Genomic DNA, 24,820 nt, shown 5'->3' on the forward strand with positions numbered 1-24,820 from the left:
CGAACCGGAATGGTAGCAAAACCTACCGGATCAGGCGTCGCAGGAGTTCAACAGTGCGCAGGGTTGCGCCCCGGTGGCGGCCTGCGAACGCGAGCGCGCGCTCGCCCATCCGGGTACGCGCAGGCGCGTCTTCCAGCAGGCGCAGCGCCGCTGCCATCAAGGCGTCGGCGTCGGGCACGCGCAGGGCCGCGCCGTCCGCCACCGCTTCCTCGGTCGCCTGGGCGAAGTTGAAGGTATGCTCGCCCACCAGCACCGGCTTGCCGAGGGCGCAGGCTTCGATCAGGTTCTGGCCGCCCAGCGGCATCAGGCTGCCGCCGACGAAGGCGCAGTCGCAGGCGGCGTAGTAGGCGAACATCTCGCCCATCGAGTCGCCCAGCAGCACCTCGGCGTCCTCGACGCCCGCTTCCAGGCGCGAGCGCCGCGCCACCTTCAGGCCGCGCGCCGCGGCCAGTTTCTCGACCTCGTCGAAGCGCTGCGGGTGGCGCGGCACGATCGCGAGCAGCGCCCCGGCCGGCTTGTCGGCCGCGCGCAGCCAGGCGTCCAGGATCAGGGCCTCCTCGCCCTCGCGCGTGCTGGCGCACAGGAACACGGGGCGCTGGCCGGACTGCGCGCGCAGCCAGGCGCCCTTCTCCAGCGCGGCCTGGGGCGGCACCACGTCGAACTTGATGCTGCCGGTGACCTCGACCCGCGGCGCGCCGAGCAAGCGGATACGGGCCGCGTCGGCCTCGGTCTGCGCCGCCACCAGCGTGATGGCCCGCGCCGCGTCCGTCATCAGGGCGCCCATCTTTTGCCCGCGCTTGAGCGAGCGTTCCGACAGGCGCGCATTGACCAGCGCCACCGGGACCCCGGCCGACGCGCAACCGGCGACCAGGTTCGGCCACACCTCGGTCTCCATCAGGATGCACACGCGCGGCTGGAAGCGGCGCAGGAAGCGCCCGACCATGAAGCCGGTGTCGTAAGGCAGGTAGGACTGGACCAGGCGCTCGCCGTGGTGGCCGAACAGCGACTTGCCGGTGGCGCGGCCGGTCGGCGTCATGTGGGTCAGCAGGATGCGCGCATCCGGGTAGGCGGCCAGCAGCGCCTCCACCAGCGGTTCGGCGGCGCGGGTTTCGCCGACCGAGACGGCGTGCACCCACAGGGTCATGCGCGCCGAAGGGGATGCAGCGGGAAAACCGAGGCGCTCGGCCCAGTGGGCGCGGTAGCCGGGCTCCTTGCGCCCGCGCCACCACAGGCGGCCGAACACGAGCGGCAGCGCCAGCCACCAGGCCAGCGAATACAGCCAGCGCTTCACACGGCCTCCAGCAGGCGGCGCGCGGCGGCGATGACCTCAGGCGCGGACGGCGGTGCTTGCATGTCGCCCAGGTTGACGATCCGATCCGACCAGTTGCCCTCGGTCTTCCACTTCGGCGAATCGCAATAGATCTCGACCGTGGGGCGGACAAAGGCGGCGGCGATGTGGGTCAGGCCGGTGTCCACGCCGACCGCGAGGCGCGCATGCTGGGCCAGCGCCACCGCGTCCATCATCGACAGCTTGGGCAGCACCCGCGCATTCGGCAGGCCGGCGGCCATGGCCTCGGCCTCCTGCTGCTCGGCCGGCGAGCCCCAAGGCAGCAGCACCGGCAGCGGCGCCAGCGCGCGGCCGAGTGCGATCCAGTTCTCGCGCGACCAGCGCTTGGCGTCGCGCGCCGTGCCGTGGAAGAACACGGCGTAGTCCTCGCGCGGCAGGAAGCCCGGGCGGGACGCCGCCTGCGGCGCCGGCAGCCCGAAATCGGGCGCATGGTCGACCGTGTAGCCGAGCGCGGCCCCGGCCACCATGCGCCCGCGCGCCACCGCATGGGTACGTGGGTTCAGCGGGATGCTGTCGGTGTGGAAGATGCGCGAAATGCCTTCGTAGCCCGAGCCTTCGCTGCCGTTGGCCAGGCCGACCTTCCGGCCGCCCTTGCGCACGCGCGCGGCGCCCATGATGACGCCGGTCTTGAGCAGGCCCTGGGTGTCGAACACGAAGTCGTATTCCTCCTCGCGCAAGGTAGAGAAGAAGGCCTTGATCTCGGCCCGGGTCTCGGGCTTGCCGAGGCCCTTGCGCCAGCGGCGCAACGCCCAGGGGATGATTTTGCGGACGTGCGGATTCAGGCGCACCAGGCTGGTGTAGCCCTCTTCCACCACCCAGTCGATGGTGGCGCCGGGATGGTGGCGCAGGATGTCGGCCACCATCGGCAGGTTGTGCAGCACGTCGCCCAGCGACGACACGCGCACCAGCAGGATCTTCAAGCGCAGGTCCTTAGAACGGCAGTTCGGCGTCCGGCTTGGCCGCCAGGATCACCGCTTTGAACTCGGCCTGGATGCGCGCCAGGGCTTCCGGATTCTCGCCCTCGAAGCGCAGGACCACCACCGGGGTGGTGTTCGAGGAACGGGCCAGGCCGAAGCCGTCCGGGTACTCGACGCGCAGGCCGTCGATGCCGTTGATGCTGGTGGAGGTCGGGAAGCTGGCGTTGGCGCGCAGGCTGTCGATCAGGGCGAAGTTCTCGCCTTCCTTCAGGTGCAGGTGCAGTTCCGGGGTGCTTGAGGCGATCGGCAGGCCGTTCAGGAGCTTGGACGGATCGGCTTCGCGGGTCAGGATCTCGAGCATGCGCGCGCCGGAGTACAGGCCGTCGTCGAAGCCGTACCAGCGGTCCTTGAAGAAGATGTGGCCGCTCATTTCGCCGCCCAGCGGCGCGCCGGTTTCCTTGAGCTTGGCCTTGACCAGCGAGTGGCCGGTCTTCCACATCAGCGGGCGCCCGCCTGCCTTCTCGATCCAGGGAGCGAGGTGGCGGGTGCACTTGACGTCGTACAGGATTTCGGCGCCCGGGTTGCGCGACAGGACGTCGCTGGCGAACAGCATCATCTGGCGGTCCGGGAAGATGATCTGGCCATCCTTGGTCACGATGCCGAGGCGGTCGCCGTCGCCGTCGAAGGCCAGTCCGATCTCGGCGTCGGTGTCCTGCAGCGCCTTGATGAGGTCCTGCAGGTTTTCCGGATGCGCCGGGTCCGGGTGGTGGTTCGGGAAATGGCCGTCCACTTCGCAGAACAGTTCGACCACCTCGCAGCCCATGCCGCGATACAGGTCGCCGGCGAAGGCGCCGGCCACGCCGTTGCCGCAGTCGACCGCGATCTTGACCGGACGCGCGATCTTGACGTCGCCAATGATGCGCTCGAGGTAGGCTTTGCTGATGTCGTGGGTGCCGTAGGCGCCGCGCTGTTCGGCAATCGCGCCGTCATACGCTGCAATACTGTCGTGCAGGGCCAGGATGGCGTCGCCGTAGATCGCCTCGCCCGCCATCACCATCTTGAAGCCGTTGTAGTCGGGCGGGTTGTGGCTGCCGGTGACCATGATGCCCGAGCGGGTGTCGAGCACGTTGGTGGCGAAATAGACCATCGGGGTGGCGACCATGCCGAGGTCGATCACGTCCACCCCGGCGTCGCGCAGGCCTTCGCCGAGGGCTGCGGCCAGGCCGGGACCCGACAGGCGGCCGTCGCGGCCGATCACGACCTTGCGCTCTCCCTTGGCCAGCGCGGCGGCGCCGAATGCGCGGCCGATGTGGCGCGCAATGCCTTCGTCCAGCGTCTTGTCGATGACGCCGCGAATGTCATAGGCCTTGAAGATCGTTTTCGAGAGAGCAACCATGATGTCCTTGGAAAGCTGGGGCGCGGGCATGCGGATGCAGCCGGAGGACGCGCAGGCGTCGGCGCCGAATTATCGGATGACAGTTAGAGGAATGACAAATGCAGCTATTGTAGCGGCAAGCGGCGTCCGGTGGGAAACGGACGGACCGCTCGCGCTGGTCGTGCCAGGGCCGGGAATACCGGCCGCGAAACTCGCTTAGACGCGCAGCTTGTCGAGCGACTTACCGCCTTCGACCCATTCCTTGACCCATTTCGGCTGGCGGCCGCGGCCGGTCCATTGCTGCGATGCATTGTCCGGATGGCGATAACGCACAGCCACCGAATTGCCCTTGGTCGCGTTGCCGCGGCCGCCGGTAGCCAGCAGGTCCTTGAGGGGCACGCCGACGCTCTGCGCGATCGCCAGAATCTGTTCGCGCGCCTTCTGCACTTCCTGGACTTCGCGCTTCTTCATCTCCTGCTTGATTTGTTCCTGCAGGTTGCGCAAATCGCCTACGGACATATTGGACAGATCCATCTTTATTCCCTCGTTGAATGAAAGGTTGAAACAATAGCGCAGCGCGCTCTAGCACTTGAAATGGCACGGCGAGATACTCACCAATTGTCGCAACATACTAACATTAATGACTTAATTGCGCTTTTTCTTTTGTAAGAAAAGCCAGCGTGGCGACTTAAATCGAACAATACGCGCATATAACCAGAGGTAACTGATTATAAACAACAAACTGAAGAAGATGAGCACACTGGTGTTTTTCCAGAACACGGTGGCGGGAATCACGGCCATCAGCGAAAACAGCCATAAGTAAGGCGAGGTGCGCGCGTTCCGTTTCATCAATGCGCGCGCTTCGCGCGGCCCCACCGTCCATTGCACGATACGGCGAAATATCAAACTATGCAGATGAATTCCGTCCGGTAGTGCCGGTGATTTGCCGCGCACGAACATGCGGCGGTAGGCAGAGAATATCGTTTCGAATGCGGGATAAATCAGCAGCAGCGCGGCATACCAGGTGGACACGGCCGGATTGCGCATCACCAGCAACAGCGCGAGCTCGCCGAGCATGAAACCGATGAAGTAGGCGCCGCCGTCGCCGAGGAAAATCAGGCCCACCGGATAGTTCCAGATCAGGAAACCGGCGGCGGCGCCGGCCACGATCAGCGCGGTCACCAGCACCGCCATGTCCCCCACCTGCAGCGCGACATAGGCCAGCGACAGCAGCATGCAAATACTGACCATGCTGGCCAGGCCATTGAAGCCGTCGATGATATTCACGGCATTGGCGATACCCGCCACCGCGAGCACGGTCAGCGGCAGCACCACGATATCCAATTGCAGCGGCAGCACGCCCCACGGCAGGTCGAGGCGCACCAGTTTCGCATCGAGCAGGTAATAGGCGAACAGCGCGGCGAGCATCGTGAGCAGCAAGCGGCGCGCCGGCGACACACGGCCCGTATAGTCTTCGACGATACCGCCGGCCATGGCAATGCAGGCGCATCCGAGCAATGGTGCGATCCATGCGCCGAGCGCCGGTTCGCGCATCGTCGACAACGCGGCGGTGAATAAGACTGCGAGAAAGATCGGCACTCCGCCGATGCGCGCAACCAAATGCGCATGAAACTTCTGCACGCCGCCATAATCGGTGTCGAGTGCAAAGTCATTGCGCTTCGCATACTTAATCACCAGCAGGGTCAGCAGCGCACAGGATACGAAACCGACGAAAAAGGAGAACATTTATTATTCTTTCGGTGCACACTGTGAGTCGTTTCCGCGCCGACTCCGCGGAAAAACCGCCGCACGCTTATCGCGGGAATGGTGGCCCATTGTACCGGAATAGATGAGGCGCTCCGGCGCCAAACGCGATTCTGTACGGCGTCCTTCGATTGGATCAAATTCGCGCCGGTTCGATTGCGCGCACGCTTCCTATTCCCGCATTTCGCCGCTCCGCTGCGGCTGGGCGCGAAATCATTTAGTATCGCCACAGCGGCGCCACTACCGCCTCTTGCTCCACCACTTCGATAAGAACAACATGAGAACCTACGCCATCGGCGACCTGCAGGGCTGCGCCCACGAAGCCCAACTCTTGATCGACCGCATCGTCGACGACGCGCAGCAGCACGGACAAACGCAGCCGCGCATCCTGTTCGTGGGCGACCTGATCAACCGCGGCCCCGATTCGCTGACCGCGCTGCGCCGCATGAAGGCGCTGTCCGAAGCGAACCCCGGCCGCATCGAAGCGCTGCTCGGCAACCATGACCTGCACCTGATCGCGGTGGCGGTCGGCGCGCAGCGCGCCAGCCGCTCCGATACGCTCGACGAGATCCTGGCCGCGCCCGACCGCGACGAACTGATCGGGTGGCTGCGCCAGCGCCCGCTGGCGATGTTCCTTGACGCGCACCTCCTGGTGCATGCCGGCGTCGCGCCTCAGTGGGATGCGGCGCAGACCATGGCGCTGGCGCACGAGGTCGAGACCGTGCTGCGCGGCGACGGCTGGATCGACTTCCTGGGCCGGATGTACGGGAACGAGCCGAACGCGTGGGACGACAGCCTGACGGGGATGGCGCGGCTGCGCTGCATCGTCAACGCGCTCACGCGCATGCGCCTGTGCGCCCCGGATGGCAGCATGGATTTCCTGCACAAGGAAAGCGAGAACGGACCGGAAGGCTCCGGCCTGGTGCCCTGGTTCGACCTGCCGCAGCGCCGTACCAGCGACGTGACCGTGGTGTTCGGACACTGGTCGGCGCTGGGGTTGGTGCTGCGCCCGAACCTGGTCGGGCTCGACAGCGGCTGCGTGTGGGGAGGCAAGTTGACGGCGGTGTGCCTGGACGACCGCTCGCTGCTGCAGGTGGATTGCCCCGAGTACCGGGAGCACAGCGGGAAGAAATGATTTACGTAGGGTGGGCGGCTTTGCCGCCCTCGCGGTGATCGTTACCGGCTCCGCTTTCGTGTCGGATGATCTTGCTGCTACCTATCACCGCGTGGGCGGGAGACCCGCCCACCCTACTGGATCGTGGCCGAATAGCGTCAGCGCTTCAGTTGCGACAGGTCGCGCACGGCGCCGCGGTCGGCCGAAGTCGTGAGCGCCGCATACGCCTGCAGCGCCTGCGACACGTAGCGCTCGCGCGCCACCGGCTTCCACGCGTCAAGGCCGCGCTCCTCCATCTTCGCGCGCCGGTGCGCCAGTTCCTCGAAGCTCACGCGCAGGTCGATGGTGCGCGCCGGGATGTCGATGTCGATGATGTCGCCCTCCTCCACCAGCCCGATCGCCCCGCCTTCGGCCGCTTCCGGCGAGGCATGGCCGATCACCAGGCCCGAGGAGCCGCCCGAGAAGCGCCCGTCGGTGAACAGCGCGCAGGCCTTGCCCAGGCCCTTGGACTTGATGTACGAGGTCGGATACAGCATCTCCTGCATGCCCGGACCGCCCTTCGGGCCTTCGTAGCGGATGATGACCACGTCGCCGGCATGCACCGTGTCGCCCAGGATGCCCTCCACCGCCGCATCCTGGCTCTCGAACACGCGCGCCCTGCCGGAAAACTTGAGGATGCTCTCGTCCACGCCCGCCGTCTTCACGATGCAGCCTTTCTCGGCGATGTTGCCGTACAGGACAGCCAGGCCGCCGTCCTGCGAATAGGCGTGTTCGCGGTCGCGGATGCAACCCGTGCTGCGATCGAGGTCGCTTTCATCGTAGCGCTCGGACTGCGAGAACGCGACCTGGGTCGGCACCCCGCCCGGCGCCGCGCGGAACATCCGGTGCACGGCAGGATCGTCGCTGCGCTTGACGTCGTATTTCTCGATCGCTTCGCCCATGGTCGCGCTGTGCACGGTCGGGAGCGAGGTGTCGAGCAGGCCGGCGCGCGCCAGCTCGCCCAGGATCGCGACGATGCCGCCGGCGCGGTGCACGTCCTCGATGTGGTACTTGTCGGTCATCGGCGCCACCTTGCACAGGCAAGGCACCTTGCGCGAGATGCGGTCGATGTCGGCCATGGTGAATTCCACGCCGGCCTCGTGCGCGGCCGCCAGCAGGTGCAGCACGGTGTTGGTCGAGCCGCCCATCGAGACGTCCAGCGCCATCGCGTTCTCGAACGCCGCCTTGGTGGCGATCGAGCGCGGCAGCACCGAATAGTCGTCGCCCTCGTAGTGGCGCTTGGCCAGCTCGACGATCAGGCGACCGGCGCGCAGGAACAGCTCCTTGCGGTCCGCGTGGGTGGCGACGATGGTGCCGTTGCCCGGCAGCGACAGGCCCAGCGCCTCGGTCAGGCAGTTCATCGAGTTCGCCGTGAACATGCCCGAGCAGGAGCCGCAGGTCGGGCAGGCCGAGCGCTCGATTTCCGCCACGTCGGCGTCCGACACCTTGCTGTCGCCGGCCTGGATCATGGCGTCGACCAGGTCCAGCTTGATGATCTTGCGGTCATTGTTCACCACCTTGACCACCTTGCCCGCTTCCATCGGGCCGCCCGAGACGAACACGACCGGGATATTCAGGCGCATCGCCGCCATCAGCATGCCCGGGGTGATCTTGTCGCAGTTCGAGATGCAGACCATGGCGTCGGCGCAGTGAGCATTGACCATGTACTCGACCGAATCGGCGATCAGGTCGCGCGAAGGCAGCGAGTACAGCATGCCGCCGTGGCCCATGGCGATGCCGTCGTCCACGGCGATGGTGTTGAACTCCTTGGCCACGCCGCCGCTCGCCTCGATCTCGCGCGCCACCAGCTGGCCGAGGTCCTTCAGGTGCACGTGGCCGGGCACGAACTGGGTGAAGGAGTTGACCACCGCGATGATCGGTTTCTCGAAATCGCCGTCCTTCATGCCGGTGGCGCGCCACAAGGCGCGGGCGCCGGCCATGTTGCGGCCCTGGGTGGTGGTGCGGGAACGGTAAGTCGGCATGGCGGTCTCCTCGAACAGCGAATAGGTAAGGCACCAGCGTGCCGCCTCCGCTGTGAGTTGTCCAATATATGATTCAGTGCTCTGTGATACGTTTCACATATCACGGCGCAGGGCTGCGCCGACGGCGTCCTGGGCCGCCTGCGCCAGCTCGCGGCGGTGCTCCCCACTCGCATCGATCGGCGCCAGCGGGTGCAGGCGCGCGATCACGGGCTCGCCCTGCAGGATGGTGAACAGGCTGTCCACGAAACTGGTGTCGCCGGTATAGTCGACCGAGTGGTGATAAGCGCCGCGCGCGTCGACGTAGGACAGCGCATAGGGCTGGACCGCCACCTTCGCATCGATGGCGGCCTCGAACAGGTTGGCGTGGAAGGGCAGCACCTCGCCCTGCCTGGACGTGGTCCCTTCCGGGAAGAAGGCGACGCGCTGGCCCCGTTCCAGCACGGTGACCAGGCCTTTGAAGATGTGGCGCAGCTCGCGCCGGTTGCCGCGCGCGATGAAGACCGTGCCGGCGGCGGCGGCCAGCCAGCCGAGCACCGGCCAGGAGCGGATCTCGGCCTTGGCCACGAAACGGCAGGGATGCAGGGCGTTGATGACGAAGATGTCGAGCCAGGAGACGTGGTTGGCCACGATCAGGGCGTGCTCGAGCACGGGCGCGCCCTCGGCCTGTTCCACGCTGACGCGGCACAGGCCGAGCAGCTTGCGCGACCAGCGCCGCGTGAGGCGCTCACGCGTGGCGCCGGGCGCCAGCGGGAACACCAGCGCGCAGGTCGCCAGGCCCGCCACCAAGTGGACCACCACGCGCGCCAGGCGCAGAGCAAGCCTGATCTTCACAAGGTGGAGAGAGTAATGGAGCCGTCGCACCGGCGCAGGCCGGTGCCCAGGTTCGCGGCGTCGCCGGAGCGCATGCGGAAATTGGGTTCCGGCCTGCGCCGGAACGACCAAGCCGCGCTGCGGGACTGCCGTAGTGAACGGGTCACTGGCATGCACCAATCAACGCTGGAAGGCCACGCGGCCGCGCACCAGCGTCGTGCGCACCTGTCCGGCCAGCTCGAAGCCGAGGAAAGGCGTGTGCTTGCCCTGGCTCGCCAGGGCCTTGCGCTCGACCTTCCAGCCGGCATCCGGATCGAACAGGACCACGTCGGCCGCCGCGCCCACCGACAGCGTGCCGGCGGGCAGGCCGGCGATGCGCGCCGGCTCGGAGGTGACCTTGGCCAGCGCCTGCGCCAGCGCGTCCGGGGAATTGCCACCCCGGTCCTGGTCTTGCGCCCACTTCAGGGTGAGCGCCAGCAGCAGTTCCAGCCCGGTCGCGCCCGGGGTCGCTTCGGCGAAGGGCAGCAGTTTCTCGTCCTCGTCCACCGGGGTGTGGTCGGAGCAGACCGCGTCCACGGTGCCGTCCAGCAAGGCCGCGCGGATCGCGTCGCGGTCGCGCTGGCTGCGCAGCGGCGGGTTGAAACGCGCGTTCGGGTCGAAGAAGCCGATGTCGGCGTCGGTCATGTGCAGGTGGTGCACGCCGACGTCGCAGGTAACGTTCAGGCCTTCCTTCTTGGCGCTGGCGACCAGCGCCAAACCGGCGGCGGAGGACATCCGGCACAGGTGCACGCGCGCGCCGGTGGCGCGCATCAGCTCGAAAATGGTGTGCAGGGCGATGGTCTCGGACATGACCGGCACCCCCGACAGCCCCAGGCGCGAGGCCAGCGGGCCGCTGTGGGCCACGCCGCCGCGGCCGATGTGGGCGTCCTGCGGGCGCAGCCACACGGTATAGCCGAAGGTCTTGGCGTACTGCATGGCGCGCAGCAGCACGGTGGTGTCCAGCACCGGCACCTCGGCCTGCGAGAAGCCGATGCAGCCGGCTTCGGTCAGCTCGGCCATTTCGGTGAGGGCCTGGCCCTTCAGGCCCATGGTCAGCGCGCCCAGCGGGTGCACGTTGGCCTGGTCGAGGATGCGCGCGCGGTGCTTGAGCATCTCCACCAGGCCCGGCTCGTCCAGCACCGGGTCGGTGTCCGGCGGGCACACCAGGGTGGTCACGCCGCCCTGCATCGCCGCCTGCATTTCCGATTCCAGCGTCGCCTTGTATTCGTAGCCCGGCTCGCGCAGGCGCGCCGACAGGTCGACCAGGCCGGGGGCGACCACCAGGCCGCTCGCGTCGATGGTCTGGTCGGCGCTGAAGCCGTCAGGGGCCATGCCGAGGGCGGCGATCTTGCCGTCGGCAATAAAAAGATCCTGTACGGCGTCGATGCCGTTCGCCGGGTCGATGACTCGCCCGTTCTTGATGTGGTAGTTCATCCGTGCGCCTTTCACGCCCTGCCTCCCGCCAAAATGCTCATCACCGCCATGCGTACCGCAATGCCGAAGGTCACCTGCGGCAGGATCACCGCCTGGCTGCCGTCGGCCACCGCCGAGTCGATCTCGACCCCGCGGTTCATCGGGCCCGGGTGCATCACGATCGCATCCGGCTTGGCCAGCGCCAGGCGTTCCGGGGTCAGGCCGTAGCTCTTGAAGTACTCCTGCGCCGACGGCAGCAGCGCGCCGCTCATGCGTTCGTTCTGCAGGCGCAGCATGATGATCACGTCGACGTCCTTCAGGCCCTCGTCCATATTGGTGAAAGTACGCACGCCCATTTCGGCCAGGCCGCCCGGCAGCAGCGTGTGCGGGCCGATGGCGCGCACTTCCGGCACGCCCAGGGTGGTGAGCGCATGGATGTCCGAGCGCGCCACGCGGCTGTGCAGGATGTCGCCGACGATCGCCACCCGCAGGTTGGTGAAGTCCTTCTTGTAGTGGCGGATCGTGTACATGTCGAGCAGGCCCTGGGTCGGGTGCGCGTGGCGGCCGTCGCCGGCGTTCACGACGTGCACGTGCGACTGCCCGGTCTCGACCAGGTGCTTGGCGATCAGGTAGGGCGCGCCCGACTGCGCGTGGCGCACCACGAACATGTCGGCGTGCATGGCCGACAGGTTGTCGATGGTGTCGAGCAGCGACTCGCCCTTGCTGGCCGACGAGGCCTGGATGTTCAGGTTGATGACGTCGGCCGACAGGCGCTTGGCGGCGATCTCGAAGGTGGTGCGGGTACGCGTGCTGTTTTCGAAGAACAGGTTGAACACGCTCTTGCCGCGCATCAGCGGCACCTTCTTGACCTCGCGGTCCGAAATGCCCACGAAGCTCGAGGCGGTGTCGAGGATGTGGTTGACGACCGACTTGGGCAGGCCTTCGATGGAGAGCAGGTGCTGCAGCTCTCCATTCTTGTTCAGTTGCGGGTTAAGAAAGATCTTGGACATTGTCTTCTTCAATGGTCAGCGAAAGTTGGCCGGCGTCGTCGCGCTGCAGGCACAGCGACTGGTTCGGCGCCAGCTCGGCGCGGGTGCCGACGTAGTCCGGCGCCACCGGCAGCTCGCGCCCGCCGCGGTCGGCCAGGGCCGCCAGGCGGATGCAGCTCGGCCTGCCGTAGTCGAACAGCACGTTGATCGCGGCGCGCACGGTACGGCCGGTCTGCAGCACGTCGTCCACCAGCACCACCGTCGCGCCGTCCACCGGGAAGCGGATGTGGGTCGGTTTCACGTCCGGGTGCAGGCCCTTCTTGGCATAGTCGTCGCGGTAGAACGAGACGTCGATGGTGCCGAAGCGGCTCGTCAGGTCGAGGTCGCGCGCAAGGCGTTCGGCCAGCCAGGCGCCGCCCGAGTGGATGCCGACGATGGCGGCGTCCGGCACGCCGTCCAGGCCGGCGCGGACCTGGCCCAGCAGCTCGCGGTACAGCGCTTCCGCGTCATAGGCTTGATTAGATGTTGGCATGAGCGTCAAAGTATTGTTGCAAAATGATGGCGGCCGCCTTGGCGTCGATGATTTCGCCGCGCCGTTGCGGGATCACGGCGGACGAGTAGCGCTCGTCGACGAGTTCGACGGGCAGGTTGAAGCGGCCGTGGAGCTGGTTGGCGAAGCGCCGGCTGCGCAGGGTCATGTCGTGCTCGGCGCCGTCGGGATGGCGCGGCTCGCCCACGACGAGGCGGGCCGGCTTCCATTCATTGATGAGCTCGCCGATGACCTGGAAACGGGTGGCGTTGTCGACCGCCTTGATGACGGTCAAGGGCTGGGCTTGCCCGGTGAGGGTGTTGCCCATGGCAATGCCGATGCGTTTGACACCAAAGTCGAAACCAAAAACGATATCAACCACGGGCCATCTCGAACAAGCAGACCCCCTTAAGCATGACCGGCTTCAGTGGCAAGCATGAGTGGATCGATTCCCAGCAGTTTGATGGCGGCGGTATAGCGTTGCTCGATCGGCAGGTCGAACAGGACCCTGGCGTCGGCGCCCACGGTGAGCCAGCCGTTGCGCGAGATTTCCTCCTCGAGCTGCCCCGGGCTCCAGCCGGCATAGCCGATCGAGACCAGCATGCGGGTCGGCCCCGCCCCGCTGGCGACCGCTTCCAGCACGTCGATCGAGGTGGTGAAGGCGACGTCGTCGGTGACGGTGAGCGAGGACGAGAAGCGTCCGCCCGGCGAATGCAGCACGAAGCCGCGGTCGTCCTGCACCGGGCCGCCGAACATGATCGGCTGCTCCACCACCGAGGAGCGCAGCCCGGGGGCGAGCTTCAGGTCGACGCGGTCGAACAGCACTTCCATCGTCATGTCGGTGGGCTTGTTGATGACCACGCCGAGCACGCCCTTCTCGTTGTGCTCGCAGACATAGACGACGGTGCCGCCGAAGATCGGATCCTGGATCGAAGGCATTGCGATCAGGAAATGGTTGGCGAGGTTCAGCCCTGAAGAAGCCGGGCCGATCTTACCGAGCGTTTCATTCTGTTCCGGTGGCATGCCGGGCATCGGTAGAGTGCTGCCAACTTTGCTTTTTTTCATACGCTTACTCTCACATGGGCCCACTCAGGTTTGACCGCGAAGTGTCCACAAAACAACGTTACGCTTTTCGATAGTTTACACCGAATCGCCGCAAGGCCGATGAAAGCGCCCTGAAGCACCCTCGGTGCATACCCTCGAAAGCCCGCTCGGCCGACCCGGCTCTGTCCCGCCGCGTTGTAGACGCAGTTCTGTTAGGACGAATCCTACCCAGTAAAATCGGCCGCCACTTTGACCCTGCACACGATGATGAATATGAGCAACTCCCTGGTCTGGTTTCGGCGTGACTTGCGGGCATTCGACCATGCAGCCCTGCACCAGGCCTTGACCTCGTCTAATTGTGTGTACTGCGTTTTTGTGTATGACAGCGACATCCTGGAACCGCTGCCGCGCGACGACCGCCGTGTGCGGTTCATCCACGCCAGCGTGGCCAGCCTCGCGGCCGAGCTGCGTCGGCTCGGCGCTTATCTGATCGTGCGGCAGGGCCGCCCTCTTGAAGTGGTCCCGGCGCTCGCCACCGAATTGGGTGCCGACGCGGTGTTCGTATGTGCCGATTATGAACCCGACGCGGTGGATCGCGACGCACGGATGAAAGCACGGCTGGCGGCCGATGGTAGGAAATTTCTGAGCTTCAAGGACCAGGTCGTCTTCGAGCAGGACGAGGTGCTGACCCTGTCCAAGGGACCGTTCTCGGTGTTCACGCCGTACAAGAACGCCTGGCTCAAGCGCCTGTCCAGCATGCCCGAGGCATTGGCGGCCTATCCGGTCGATTCCTACGCGCATGCCTTCGCGCCCGCGCCGCCGGACGCGCCGCCCCTGCCCTCGCTGGCCGAGATCGGCTTCGAACCGGGCGAGCCGCCGCTGCCTGCCGGGATGGAAGGGGCCGAAGCGCTGTTCGAACGCTTCATCGGGCAGATCGCCGATTACGGCCGGGCGCGCGACTTCCCGATTGAAGACGGCACCTCGCACCTGTCCACCCACCTGCGCTTCGGCACCACCTCGATCCGCCACCTGGTGCGCACGGCGCGGCAGATGATCGAGAACGGCGCCGGCGGTGCCGGCGCCTCGGTGTGGCTGTCGGAACTGATCTGGCGCGATTTCTATTCGATGATCCTGGCCCGCAACCCGCAGGTCGTCACGCGCGCGTTCAAGCCGGCTTTCGACGCGCTGGCGTGGGAAACGGGCGAGCAGGCCGAGGCGCTGTTCGCGGCCTGGTGCGAGGGACGCACCGGCTATCCGCTGGTGGACGCGGCGATGGCGCAGCTCAACCGGACGGGCTTCATGCACAACCGGCTGCGCATGGTGACGGCGAGCTTTCTCACCAAGGACCTCGGGATCGACTGGCGGCGCGGGGAACGCTATTTCGCGCTCAAGCTGAACGATTACGAACTGGCCTCGAACAACGGCGGCTGGCAGTGGGCGGCGTCGACCGGCTGCGACGCGCAGCCGTGGTTCCGGATCTTCAATCCGGTGGCGCAGTCGCAGCGTTTCGATGCGCATGGGGATTTCATTCGGGAGTGGGTGCCGGCACTGGAAGCCTTGAGCGCGAAGGAGATTCATGCGCCGTGGCTGGTGGATGCGGGGGTGCTGGCGGAGCGCGGCGTGGTCCTCGGGCGGGATTATCCGCTGCCGGTGGTGGACCATGACGTGGCGAGGAAGCGGACGCTGGAGAGGTTTGCGGTGGTGAAGAAGGCCAGGGGCTGATCACGCAGAACCTGGATCCCGGCCTTCGCCGGGATGACGGTCTTGAAGATAGCGATATTAAGCTTGCTAGCTATATTCGTTAGCTGCAAAACCGTCGTTCCGGCGAAGGCCGGGACAATGTCACCGGCATTGTCCCGCCCAATCCCGAACCGCAGCCCTAGCTCTTTGCTTTGTCCAGCAAACTCCCGATCGCCGCCAGCAACACCGGCTCCTGATACGGCTTGCCGAAGTAGGCATTCACCCCCAGCCCCAGCGCGACGTTGCGGTGCTTGTCCGCCGTGCGCGAGGTGATCATGATGATCGGGATCGACCGGGTGCGCTCGTCGGCGCGCACTTCGCGCGTCAGGTCGAAGCCATCCATGCGCGGCATCTCGATATCCACCAGCATCAGGTCCGGCCTCGCCACCTCGATCTGCTCGAGCGCATCGACGCCGTCCTTGGCCAGCATCACCCGGTAGCCTTCGCGCTCCAGCAGGCGCTGGGTCACGCGGCGCACGGTGATCGAGTCGTCCACCACCATGATGGCCGGCTTCGCTTCCGGCTGGGCCTCCTCGGCGCCGGCCGCCGCCGGCGCCGCGGGACGCTGGGCCAGCGCCACCGGGTCGAGGATCAGCACGATCTCGCCCGTGCCCAGCACCGTGGCGCCGGCGATGCCCGGCACCCGCGCCAGCTGCGGGCCGATGTTCTTGACCACCACTTCGCGGTTGCCCAGCACCTCGTCCACGCGCAGCGCGATGCGCCCGCCGGCGCCGTGCACGACCAGCACCGGGTTCAGGCGCTGCAGCGCCGGCCCCTTGCCTTCGCCCAGCAGCACATCCAGCACATGCAGCGCATGCGCCTGCCCTGCCACGGACAGCGCGCCTTCCGCCTGCGCCGCCGCCAGCTCGGTATCGCGCACCTGCAGCACCTGTTCGACCAGGGTCGCCGGCAAGGCATGGGTGCGCCCGCCGCTGGCGACCAGCACCACTTGCGCCACCGCCAGCGTCAGCGGCAGGTGGATCGAGAAGCGCGTGCCCTTGCCCGTCTCGGTGGCGACCAGCACGCGCCCGCCCAGCGCCTGGGCCTCGGAGCGCACCACGTCCATGCCGACGCCGCGCCCGGCCAGTTCGGTGAGCGTGTCGGCGGTCGAGAAGCCCGGCTCGAAAATCAGTTCGGCGGCTTCCTGGTCGTCGACAAGCTGGTCCGGCTTGACCAGTCCGAGGCCGCGCGCCTTGGCGCGGATGCGCTCCAGGTCCAGCCCGGCGCCGTCGTCGCTGAACACGATCGCCACTTCGTTTCCGTGCTGGCTCACCTGCACCAGCACTTCGCCGGTTTCAGGCTTGCCGGCCGCCAGGCGCGCGGCGCGCGCCTCGATGCCGTGCACGATCGCATTGCGCAGCAGGTGCTCGAAAGGCGCCGCCATCTGCTCCAGCACGCCGCGGTCGATTTCCACCGCACCGCCGCGGATGTCGAGGTTGACGCGCTTCTCGAGTTCCTTGGCGGTCTGGCGCGCCACCCGGAACAGGCGCTCGGCCAGGTTCGCGAAGGGCACCATGCGCACCCGCATCAGGTCGCGCTGCAGGTCGCGCGTCATGCGCGCCTGCGCCGCCAGGTCCTCGAAAGCGCTGTCCACCGTGCGCGACAGGCCTTCGTGGAAGGCCTCCACGTCGTCCACGCTCTCGGCCATCATGCGCGTCAGTTCCTGCAGGCGCGTGAAGCGGTCGAACTCGAGCGGGTCGAATTTCTCCTCGCCGGCGATCGACAGGGTCGAGGCGATCTGCGACTCGGCCTGCATCTCGATCTCGCGCATCTGGCGCCGCAGGCGGTCGAGGTTGTCCGAGAAGTCGGACAGCGCGCCCTTGAGCGCGCCGACCTGGTTTTCCAGGCGCGAGCGCGTGATCGACACCTCGCCCGCCTGGTTCACGACGCGGTCGAGGATGTCGGCGCGCACCCGCACCAGCGGCGCGCGGCTGCCCGGCTGCTCGGCTGCGGGCAGGGGCGCCGCCGCCTGCGCCGGCACGGACGGCTGCTGCAACTGCTCGAACAGCAGCAGCGCCCCGTCGTAGTTCGCCAGCAGTTCGTCGAATGCCGCGGGCGTGGTGGTGCCGGCGTGCACCATGTTCTCGACCTGGGTTTCCAGCTCGTGGGTGTGCTGGCCCAGGCGCATCGCGCCGGCCATGCGGGCGCTGCCCTTGACCGTGTGCAGCGCGCGCTGCAAGCCCTGGGCAATGGCATGGTCCTGCGGGTTCTGCTGCCACTGGCGCAGTCCGTTGCCGATCTGCGGGAACAGGTCGGCGCCCTCTTCCAGGAACACCGGCAGCAGGTCGGGGTCGAGTTCGTCGGTGAAGGCCGGGCTTGCCGCCAGCACGCTGTCGGCCACGGCCGGCAGCGGCTGCGGCGCCACGGCCTCCACGGCCGGCGCTTCCGGCAGCGGCGCCGGCTCGGGTTCGAATTCGGGTTCGGCTGTTTCCGGCGCCGCATCCAGCACCGCCTCGTCCGGCGTGACCGGAACGAAGGCAGGATGCGAAGCCGGTTCCGGCTGCGCCGGCGCGGCCTGGTCGAGGGCCGGGGCGCCGAACGGATCGTCGAGGAAGCTATCGAACAACGCGTCGATTTCGTCGGTCACCGGCGCCTGTTCCCGTTCTTCGCGCCGCGCCGCGGCCGGCTCGGGCACAAGGACCGGCGGCTGGGCCAGGATCGCGCCGTAGGCGCTGGCGAACAATGCGTCGAGCCGTTGGGCCAGGGCCGGATCGACTTCGCCGTACACGCTGGCCGCCTGCTGGCTGGCCAGGCGCGCCAGCAGGGTGTCGAGCTGGGCGATCAGCTCCGGCTGGGCCGGGGCCAGTTCGCCGAGGGCGAATACCTGCAGCATCGTGCGCGCCCGCGCCAGGCTCGCCTCCAGCAGCGCGCGGCCGTCCCCGTCCAGGGTGGGGCCCGGCGCCGCCAGCTTTTCCAGCACCAGCTCGAGCGCATGGGCGACGTCGCGCAATGCGGCGTAGCCGACCGTGGACGAGGTGCCGGCCAGGGTGTGCGCCGCCTTCAGGGCTGCCGGGGACGTGCGCCGCTCCGGCTCCGCGTGCCAGGCGTCGAAGTCCTGCGCCAGTTGCTGCAGCAGGGTCTCGGCCTCGTCGAGGTAGATGGTGTACAGGCCGAGCGGAATCTCGAGGGCGCCGATGCGCTTCGTGTCCGGCAGCGGCGCGGACGCCGGCGCCGGCGCCGGCTCCGGTTCCGGCTCGAGGATGTCCTCGAGCACCGGCACCGGAATCTCTTCGAGCGCGGGTTCCGGCGCCGCCGCGCCGCCCTCCTGCACCCGCGCCGCGGCCGCGACCAGGGCCGCGCTGTCGCGCCTGGACGCGCCGCCGGCGGCCAGTTCGTCGACCCAGGCGGACAGTTCGGCATGCGCCTGGCGCAGCAGCGCCAGCAGCTCGGGCGTGGCGCTGCGCGCCTCGGCCAGCCACAGGTTCATGACGCGCTCGACGGCGGCGGCGCCTTCCGCGAAGCTGTCCAGGCTCACCATGCGGCTGCTGCCCTTGAGCGTGTGGAAGCCGCGCCGCAGCAGGGTCAGGGTTTCCTGGCTGGCCGGGTCGGCCTCGGCCTGGGGCAGCGTCTCGAGCACGAGGCCCAGCACTTCCTGCGCCTCCAGCATGAAGATCTCGAGCAGTTCGGATTCGATGGTGGCTTCCTGCCGCGCCGGCGCCTGCGCAGGGGCGGGCGCGGGCGCCGCCTCGACGAACTCGAAGGGCAGTTCGCGCAGCAGGCGCTTGTCGGGGTCGAACGTGAATCGCCCCTTGGACGCCTCGCTGTCCTGGGCCAGCAGGTCGGTGAAGAAGCCGAGCGCGCCGATGTTCTGGGCGATGTTGTGCAGCGCGGCGGACTGGCTGCCGACTTCGGCGTCGCCGCTCCCCAGCGCCCGCACCTCGGCGGCGACGTGGCGCACCGCCTGCACGGCCTGGTCCTGGTCCAGGATAGCCAGCGCGCCCTGCAATCCGTGCAGCACCGGCTCGGCCTCGGCCAGCACCTCGCGGCGCGACGGATCGTCGTAGTAATCGTCGAGCAGCTTCTCGACCTGGCGCAGGCCGGCCTTGATCTCGCCGGCCAGCACCGCCACGGTCTGCCCCTGCTGGATCTGGCGCGCCAGTTCGCCCTGCCACTGCGGCGCATCCGGCGGGGTTTCGCCTGCGGCCAGGGCCAGCAGGCGCGCACCGACCGCTTCGGCATTCTCGGCGAAATCGTCGGGCAGCTGGCGCAGCTGGTCCAGGCCGTTCTCGACGAACAGCATGGCGGTGGCCATTTCGAGCTTGACCTCGTCGCTGCGGCCGGCCTGCATGGCGTCCGTCGCGGCGCGGCCGAGCTCGCGCATCAGCTGGGCCAGGGCCGGGGCGCCCAGCTTCTCGCTGGCGCCGGCCAGGCGCGAGAGCTGCTCGTTGAAATCGTCCTTGACCTCGAGGTCGCCCTCGGTGGCGATGCGGTCCCAGTCCTGCTTGGTGCGGGCCAGGGCCTCGCGCGCTTCCTGCAAGGTAGCCTGGTCGATGCGGCCATAGCGGCGAGCGCTATAGTCGTGCGGCACCAGGCCGTCCAGGCCGCAGGCCTGGCGCAGGCGCCGGGCGTCCGCATTCGGCTGGCTGGCCGCCGCGACGAAGAACAGCGCGTCGCGCAACATCGCGTCGGGCGTGCCGCACTGCCCCTGCGCCAGGCGGCGCAGCTGCAGGTTGACCTGGCCGAGCAGCTGCTTCACATACAGGTCGCTGTCGATCTGGCCGTCGGCCACCACGCCGGCAAAGGCGTGCAAGGCTTGCCAGAACAGGCGCGCGCGCGGCTCCTGCCGGCTGGCCGCGATCGGCGCCAGCGCGTCGCGCATGCCGGCCGCATGCTGCGCGTCGCCGCTCTTCAGGTAAGGCAGCAGCGCTTTTTCGAAACGCGCACGGCAGGCCGCGATGTCCGGTTGTTCGCCCGGCGCCGGCGCGTCCAGTTCGACGCCCTTGCCGAGATCGGCCGGCAGCAAGTCGGACGGGTGGATGCGCTCCACGCCCAGCCGTTCCTGCAAATCGCGGTAATAGGGAAACAGGCGCGCCGGCTGCTGGGCACTGCCCGCGAGCAGCTCGTCGAGGTATTCGACCAGGGCCTGGTAGGCATCCTGCACGGTCTTGACCGCATCGAGCGTGCACGCGACCCGCCCATCCTTGAAGGCGTCGATCAGCTTTTCGGCCGCGCCGCCCAGCACCGAGGCGCCCTCCACGTCGACCAGCTGCAGGGCGCCGTCGGCCTGGTGCAGGTGGGTCTTCGCGTGCAGCAGCAGGGTGGGTTGCGCATCGAGGCTGCGGCCGGCCGCATCGCGCAGGGCCGTGCCCGAACGCCCCAGCGCGTCCCTGATCTCGCCGATCACCCAGGACAGGGGGCCGGTATCGAAGGCAGGCATGCGTTGGGAGGATGGGTTCGTCATGGGCTCGGGTTACGGGTGATGAAGCGGGTTATGCAGCCACGCGGAAGCGCGACACGGAATCCTTCAGTTCCTGGGCCAGCAGGGCCAGCTCGCGGATCGACTGCGCCGTCTGGCGCGTGCCGCCCTGGGTCTGCTCGGTCACCGACAGGATATGCTGCATATTATGGGCCACGCCGTTGGCGGACGTCGCCTGCCGTTCAGCCGCGCCGGAAATGTCCTGGATCAGCTCCGCCAGGCGGTTCGACACGCGCGAAATATCGGACAGGGCGGCCCCGGCCGCGTCGGACAGGCGCGCGCCCTCGACCACGCCCTGGGTCGACTTTTCCATCGCCGCCACGGCGTCGTGGGTGTCGGCCTGGATGGTGCGCACCAGCGCGCCGATGCCCTTGGCCGCCTCGGCCGAGCGTTCCGCCAGGCGCTGCACCTCTTCGGCCACCACCGAGAAGCCGCGCCCGGCCTCGCCCGCCGACGCGGCCTGGATCGCCGCGTTCAGCGCCAGCACGTTGGTCTGCTCGGTGATGTCCGAGATCAGGTCGGTGATCTCGCCGATCTCCTGCGAGGATTCGCCCAGGCGCTTGATGCGCTTCGAGGTTTCCTGGATCTGCTCGCGGATCTCGTTCATGCCCAGGATCGCGTTCTGCACCGCGCGCGCGCCCTGCTCGGCCGCCGCCACCGACTGGCGCGCCACGTCGGCCGATTCGGTGGCCGAGCGCGACACCTCCGAAATCTCGGTCGCCATGCGCAGCACTGTGCTGGAAGCTTCCTGGATCTCGCGCGACTGGGCGTCGGCGGCGCCCAGCAGCTCGGTCGACACCGCCTCGGCGCCGCTGGAGGCGCGCGTCACCTGCTCGGTGGTCTTGATGACGCGCAGCACCAGGCCGCGCAGTTCCTCGACCGTGTAGTTGACCGAGTCGGCGATCGCGCCGGTGATGTCTTCCGAGACGGTGGCGTGCACGGTCAGGTCGCCGTCCGCCACTTCCTGCAGTTCGTTCATCAGGCGCAGGATCGCCGCCTGGTTCTGGTCGTTGGTGGCCTTGGCTTCCTCTTCCTTGGCCTGGGCCAGCTGGCGCATCGCCTCGGCCTCGCGGCGGCGCGCTTCGGCGCCCCGGGCGCGGTTGCGCGAGTCGAGCAGCATCACGCGGCTGATGCTGCCGCCCATGGCCAGGGTGAAGACCGAGGCGCCGACCAGCAGCCAGAACCAGCCGCTGCGGGTTTCCAGCTCGCTGCGGTACTGGAGCTGCGCCCGCGCCAGCGTCGAGCGCAGGCCCTCGTTGTCGCGCGCGATGACCTGCTCGGCGGCGTGCGCGGCGCTGAAGTTGTGGCCGTTGGTGGACAGCGGCGCCAGGCCTTCCTGCCAGCCCTGGTAGGCGGTGCGGGCGTCCTGGATGCGCTCGCGCAGGGCGGGGTCGATCCCGGTGGCGTTGGGACCGGCCAGGCTGTCAAGCAGCGCGCCCAGTTCGGCGCCGTCGCGCGCCAGGGCGCGGGCGGCGTCGCGGTGGGCCACGCCCGGCGCCAGGAAGGCGTGGGTCGACACCGACAGGCGCTCGGCCAGCGCCGCCAGGCGGCCAAGGGCGGCATTGCCGGGCTGCTTCTCGGCGATCGACTGGAGTTCACGGGCGAGCGGCTCGAACTTGTCGACGCTGGCGCCGAAACCGACCAGGTGGCGCTTGTTGCCGACGATGGTGGTGGCGGCGGCGTTCGAGGCAACCCAGGCCGAGCGCGCCTTGGCCAGCAGGGATTGCAGCTCGCCGGAGGATGCGGGGATGGCCATGCCGTCGGCCTGGCCGCCGCGCGCCAGCAGCTGCAGCAGGCGGCCGACTTCGGCGCGGCTGTCGTCCAGTTCGTTGAAGGCGCCCATGTCGCCGCGCAGGGCGACCGGCGCGGCCTTGGCCACGCGCTGGGCATGCATCAGTGCGTCGGAGGCGATCTGGCCCTGGTTCGACACCACGTCGGTGCGCGCGGCGTTCTGCCACATCGACAGCACGGTCAGCGAAATGCCGGCGACAAAGGCGGCCAGCACCAGGCGCAGCTGGCGCGACAGCGACAGGTGGCCGATCAGCGGCAGGCGCAGCTCGTCGCCCTCGCCGTCGGCCTCGGAGGCGCCGTGCTGGGGCTTGCCAGGACGCGTGCCGCCGAGGCGGCGGGCCGCGGCGTCGGCCGAGCCATGCGCGGCGGCGCCGGCCTCGCCGGCAGGCGGCTGCGGCAGCACGCCGGCGCCGAACTGGGTGTCGGGCGAGGCCAGCACGGTATCGTCGTCCGCGCTGTCCTTCGAGAATACGTTCATGCTGAGTTTCGAGGCGAATCCCATACCGGCTCCTGGTCCTGCTGTTTGTCTTGTTGGTCTTGTCTGTCTTATTCGTTATGCAATCAGCTGCCTTGGCCCGGCGGCAGGGCAACCTGCAGGAAGCGCTCCTCGCGCACCAGGGCCGCGAGCGAGAGCGGGGTCCAGGCCTGGTCGTCGGCGTCGCGCAGCACCTCGCCCTCGCGCCGCATGGCGGCGGCCTGGCGCAGGCCGTACACGCGCTCGGCCAGCAGCGCGCAGTTGAAGCCGAGCGTGGGGGCGAAGGTCACGAGACGCGCCGATGGGCCCGATGCGGGCGCCCCGTCCTCGCCGAGGTAGCGCGCCAGGTCGATGACGCCGACCAGGGTGCCGCGCACGTTGGCCAGGCCGAGGTACCAGGGCTGGGTCAGGGGCACGGGCGCCAGCGGCACGGGCGAGACGATCTCGCCGGCTTCCAGCAGGTCGAGCAGGTAGCGCGTGCCGCCCACCTGCATGCCGAGCTGCTGGATCGGCGCGCCGCCGCCGCCCCTGGCAGCCTGCATGCGCTCGAGGAGCTGCTCCTGGTATTCGCGCAGGCGGGTGCGGCGTGCCGCAGGGTCGAGCCTGGACTCGCCCCCGCTCATGCCGCGGCGGCCGCCGGACTGGCGTCGAGCGAGGCGATGCTGGCCAGCAGCAGCGCCGGGTCGACCGGCTTGATCAGGTAGTCCTTGGCGCCCTGGCGCATGCCCCAGATGCGGTCGGTTTCCTGGTTCTTGCTGCTGCAGATGATGACGGGGATGGTGCTCAGCTCCGGGTCGCGCGCGATCGAGCGCGTCACCTGGAAGCCGTTCGCGCCGGGCATGACCACGTCCATCAGGATCAGTTGCGGGCGCTCGGCGCGGATCTTGTCGATCGCCTCCTCGCCGTTGACGGCGGTGCTCACGGCATAGCCGGCGCGCGCCAGGATGTCGGTCAGGTAGAAGCGTTCGGTCGGGGAATCGTCGACGATCAGGATATGTTGAATGGCCACCTTGGGCTCCGGGGTCGGTAATCGGTCAAGCCTTCGCCGCCGTGTGCTCGCGCACCGCGGCCAGCAGGCTGTCCTTGGAAAACGGTTTGGTCAGATAGGCGCTGGCGCCGACCATCGCGCCGCGCGCACGGTCGAACAGGCCGTCCTTGGACGACAGCATCAGCACCGGGGTGGCGTGGAAACGCGCGCTCTTCTTGATCAGGGCGCAGGTCTGGTAGCCATCGAGGCGCGGCATCAGGATGTCGCAGAACACCAGCGCTGGATGGTGGTCGTTGATCTTGGCCAGCGCATCGAAGCCATCGGTGGCCAGCACCACCTCGTAGCCGGCCTGGGTCAGGAAGATCTCGGCGGAGCGGCGGATCGTGCTGCTGTCGTCGATCACCATGATGGTCAGGCCGGTCGGGTGCGGCGATGTCGTCATTTTCGTTTCACTTCAGCATGAAGCGCCACGATAGCACAGGGTTTTCGCCTTGTGCGTGATGTGTTGCAACAAGTCAACTTTTACGTAACTTCCTGCAAACACACATGTTTCGTAACAATTAAGAGCGTCTGACAAAACCCCGAGGGCAAGGCGCATCTCCGCAGTGGCGGACCACGAAGACAGTACGAAAGTACGGCGAGACGATGCAACGCAGCCATCGGGGAATTGTTAGACGCTCTAGATGGCCGTCATCTCGAAATCGTCCTTGCGTGCGCCGCATTCCGGGCAGGTCCAGTTCATCGGCACATCGGCCCAGCGGGTGCCCGGTGCAATGCCGTCGTCCGGGGCGCCGGCGGCCTCGTCATACACCCAGCCGCAGATCAGGCACATCCAGGTCTGGAATGGGGCCGTCGAATCGTTACTCACAATATGCTTCCTCGGTAAAGTAAAATGGAGAGTCGAGTATCTTAATGCAGCCGTCGTGCAAAACCAACCGTTACCCCTCATCCTGACATTTGGCGTGTCCGACCCGGTCGGCGCGCTTGGCGTGCAGGCCGACCTGGCCGCCTTCGCCGCGCATGGATGCCACGGCCTGTCGGTGGTCG

The 24,820-nt window shown here is 68.0% G+C and carries 20 protein-coding genes and 1 pseudogene; 3 read left to right on the forward strand and 18 right to left on the reverse strand.

Translation table 11 applies throughout. The features are described from left to right. Positions 1–22: 22 nt before the first annotated feature. The 5 genes from waaA to ACK4S9_RS10730 form a co-directional block, all read right to left on the reverse strand. Complete coding sequence (waaA, locus tag ACK4S9_RS10710; RefSeq protein ID WP_409725277.1) at positions 23–1,291, reverse strand: lipid IV(A) 3-deoxy-D-manno-octulosonic acid transferase; 1,269 nt, start codon at positions 1,289–1,291, stop codon at positions 23–25. Further along, on the reverse strand, positions 1,288–2,268 hold the full coding sequence (waaC, locus tag ACK4S9_RS10715; RefSeq protein WP_409725280.1) for a lipopolysaccharide heptosyltransferase I: 981 nt from the start codon (positions 2,266–2,268) through the stop codon (positions 1,288–1,290). Before waaC ends, waaA begins: the two co-directional genes overlap by 4 nt. A gap of 10 nt (positions 2,269–2,278) precedes the next feature. Continuing rightward, entirely contained in the window at positions 2,279–3,661 is a 1,383-nt protein-coding gene (locus ACK4S9_RS10720) for a phosphomannomutase/phosphoglucomutase (RefSeq protein ID WP_409725283.1), read from the reverse strand. A 195-nt stretch (positions 3,662–3,856) separates the two neighbouring features. Next, positions 3,857–4,174: an H-NS family nucleoid-associated regulatory protein gene (locus tag ACK4S9_RS10725; RefSeq protein WP_027866660.1), complete on the reverse strand. Its 318-nt coding sequence runs from the start codon at positions 4,172–4,174 to the stop codon at positions 3,857–3,859. 111 nt (positions 4,175–4,285) lie between these two features. Further along, on the reverse strand, positions 4,286–5,386 hold the full coding sequence (locus ACK4S9_RS10730; RefSeq protein WP_409725286.1) for a glycosyltransferase family 4 protein: 1,101 nt from the start codon (positions 5,384–5,386) through the stop codon (positions 4,286–4,288). A 295-nt stretch (positions 5,387–5,681) separates the two neighbouring features. Between ACK4S9_RS10730 and ACK4S9_RS10735 the strand changes: the two genes are divergently transcribed. Next, complete coding sequence (locus tag ACK4S9_RS10735; protein WP_409725289.1) at positions 5,682–6,539, forward strand: symmetrical bis(5'-nucleosyl)-tetraphosphatase; 858 nt, start codon at positions 5,682–5,684, stop codon at positions 6,537–6,539. 137 nt (positions 6,540–6,676) lie between these two features. On the opposite strand, the gene ilvD is transcribed toward ACK4S9_RS10735, so the two are convergent. The 7 genes from ilvD to ACK4S9_RS10770 form a co-directional block, all read right to left on the reverse strand. Next, entirely contained in the window at positions 6,677–8,539 is a 1,863-nt protein-coding gene (ilvD, locus tag ACK4S9_RS10740) for a dihydroxy-acid dehydratase (RefSeq protein ID WP_409725292.1), read from the reverse strand. Positions 8,540–8,632: 93 nt separating this feature from the next. Next, the gene (locus ACK4S9_RS10745; protein ID WP_409725295.1) at positions 8,633–9,370 is read right to left on the reverse strand and encodes a lysophospholipid acyltransferase family protein; all 738 of its coding nucleotides are present in this window, start codon (positions 9,368–9,370) and stop codon (positions 8,633–8,635) included. A 159-nt stretch (positions 9,371–9,529) separates the two neighbouring features. Further along, positions 9,530–10,822: a dihydroorotase gene (locus tag ACK4S9_RS10750; RefSeq protein WP_409725298.1), complete on the reverse strand. Its 1,293-nt coding sequence runs from the start codon at positions 10,820–10,822 to the stop codon at positions 9,530–9,532. 11 nt (positions 10,823–10,833) lie between these two features. Further along, the gene (locus ACK4S9_RS10755; RefSeq protein ID WP_409725301.1) at positions 10,834–11,811 is read right to left on the reverse strand and encodes an aspartate carbamoyltransferase catalytic subunit; all 978 of its coding nucleotides are present in this window, start codon (positions 11,809–11,811) and stop codon (positions 10,834–10,836) included. Next, complete coding sequence (gene pyrR / locus ACK4S9_RS10760; RefSeq protein WP_409725304.1) at positions 11,792–12,322, reverse strand: bifunctional pyr operon transcriptional regulator/uracil phosphoribosyltransferase PyrR; 531 nt, start codon at positions 12,320–12,322, stop codon at positions 11,792–11,794. Before pyrR ends, ACK4S9_RS10755 begins: the two co-directional genes overlap by 20 nt. Then, positions 12,309–12,647 carry a Holliday junction resolvase RuvX gene (gene ruvX / locus ACK4S9_RS10765; RefSeq protein WP_051306548.1) on the reverse strand — a complete coding sequence of 113 codons (339 nt, stop codon included), beginning with the start codon at positions 12,645–12,647 and terminating at the stop codon, positions 12,309–12,311. The genes pyrR and ruvX overlap by 14 nt, the downstream gene beginning before the upstream one ends. An 80-nt stretch (positions 12,648–12,727) precedes the next feature. Then, entirely contained in the window at positions 12,728–13,342 is a 615-nt protein-coding gene (locus ACK4S9_RS10770) for a YqgE/AlgH family protein (RefSeq protein ID WP_409725307.1), read from the reverse strand. A gap of 288 nt (positions 13,343–13,630) precedes the next feature. Here ACK4S9_RS10770 and ACK4S9_RS10775 point away from each other — a divergent pair, with 288 nt between their 5' ends. Then, positions 13,631–15,085, forward strand: coding sequence for a cryptochrome/photolyase family protein (locus ACK4S9_RS10775; protein WP_409725328.1), 1,455 nt, complete (start codon positions 13,631–13,633; stop codon positions 15,083–15,085). Between the two features lie 157 nt (positions 15,086–15,242). On the opposite strand, the gene ACK4S9_RS10780 is transcribed toward ACK4S9_RS10775, so the two are convergent. From ACK4S9_RS10780 to ACK4S9_RS10805, 6 genes are all read right to left on the reverse strand, one after another. After that, positions 15,243–20,504 carry an Hpt domain-containing protein gene (locus ACK4S9_RS10780; RefSeq protein ID WP_409725310.1) on the reverse strand — a complete coding sequence of 1,754 codons (5,262 nt, stop codon included), beginning with the start codon at positions 20,502–20,504 and terminating at the stop codon, positions 15,243–15,245. Between the two features lie 28 nt (positions 20,505–20,532). Continuing rightward, a complete protein-coding gene (locus ACK4S9_RS10785) occupies positions 20,533–22,788 on the reverse strand; it encodes a methyl-accepting chemotaxis protein (protein WP_409725314.1) in 2,256 nt (751 codons plus the stop codon). 83 nt (positions 22,789–22,871) lie between these two features. Continuing rightward, on the reverse strand, positions 22,872–23,408 hold the full coding sequence (locus ACK4S9_RS10790) for a chemotaxis protein CheW (protein WP_409725317.1): 537 nt from the start codon (positions 23,406–23,408) through the stop codon (positions 22,872–22,874). Further along, positions 23,405–23,794 (reverse strand): PleD family two-component system response regulator, encoded by a 390-nt coding sequence (locus ACK4S9_RS10795; protein WP_036215294.1) that lies wholly within the window; start codon positions 23,792–23,794, stop codon positions 23,405–23,407. Before ACK4S9_RS10795 ends, ACK4S9_RS10790 begins: the two co-directional genes overlap by 4 nt. Before the next feature lie 25 nt (positions 23,795–23,819). Beyond that, entirely contained in the window at positions 23,820–24,215 is a 396-nt protein-coding gene (locus tag ACK4S9_RS10800; RefSeq protein ID WP_409725320.1) for a PleD family two-component system response regulator, read from the reverse strand. 237 nt (positions 24,216–24,452) lie between these two features. Then, positions 24,453–24,605: a rubredoxin gene (locus ACK4S9_RS10805; protein ID WP_029755924.1), complete on the reverse strand. Its 153-nt coding sequence runs from the start codon at positions 24,603–24,605 to the stop codon at positions 24,453–24,455. A 91-nt stretch (positions 24,606–24,696) separates the two neighbouring features. On the opposite strand from ACK4S9_RS10805, the pseudogene ACK4S9_RS10810 reads away from it, so the two are divergent. Continuing rightward, positions 24,697–24,820 (forward strand): annotated as a pseudogene (locus ACK4S9_RS10810) (hydroxymethylpyrimidine/phosphomethylpyrimidine kinase); the annotation flags it as partial.

The organism is Massilia sp. (assembly GCF_046293535.1).
In the GTDB taxonomy this organism is placed as follows: Bacteria; Pseudomonadota; Gammaproteobacteria; order Burkholderiales; family Burkholderiaceae_D; genus Telluria.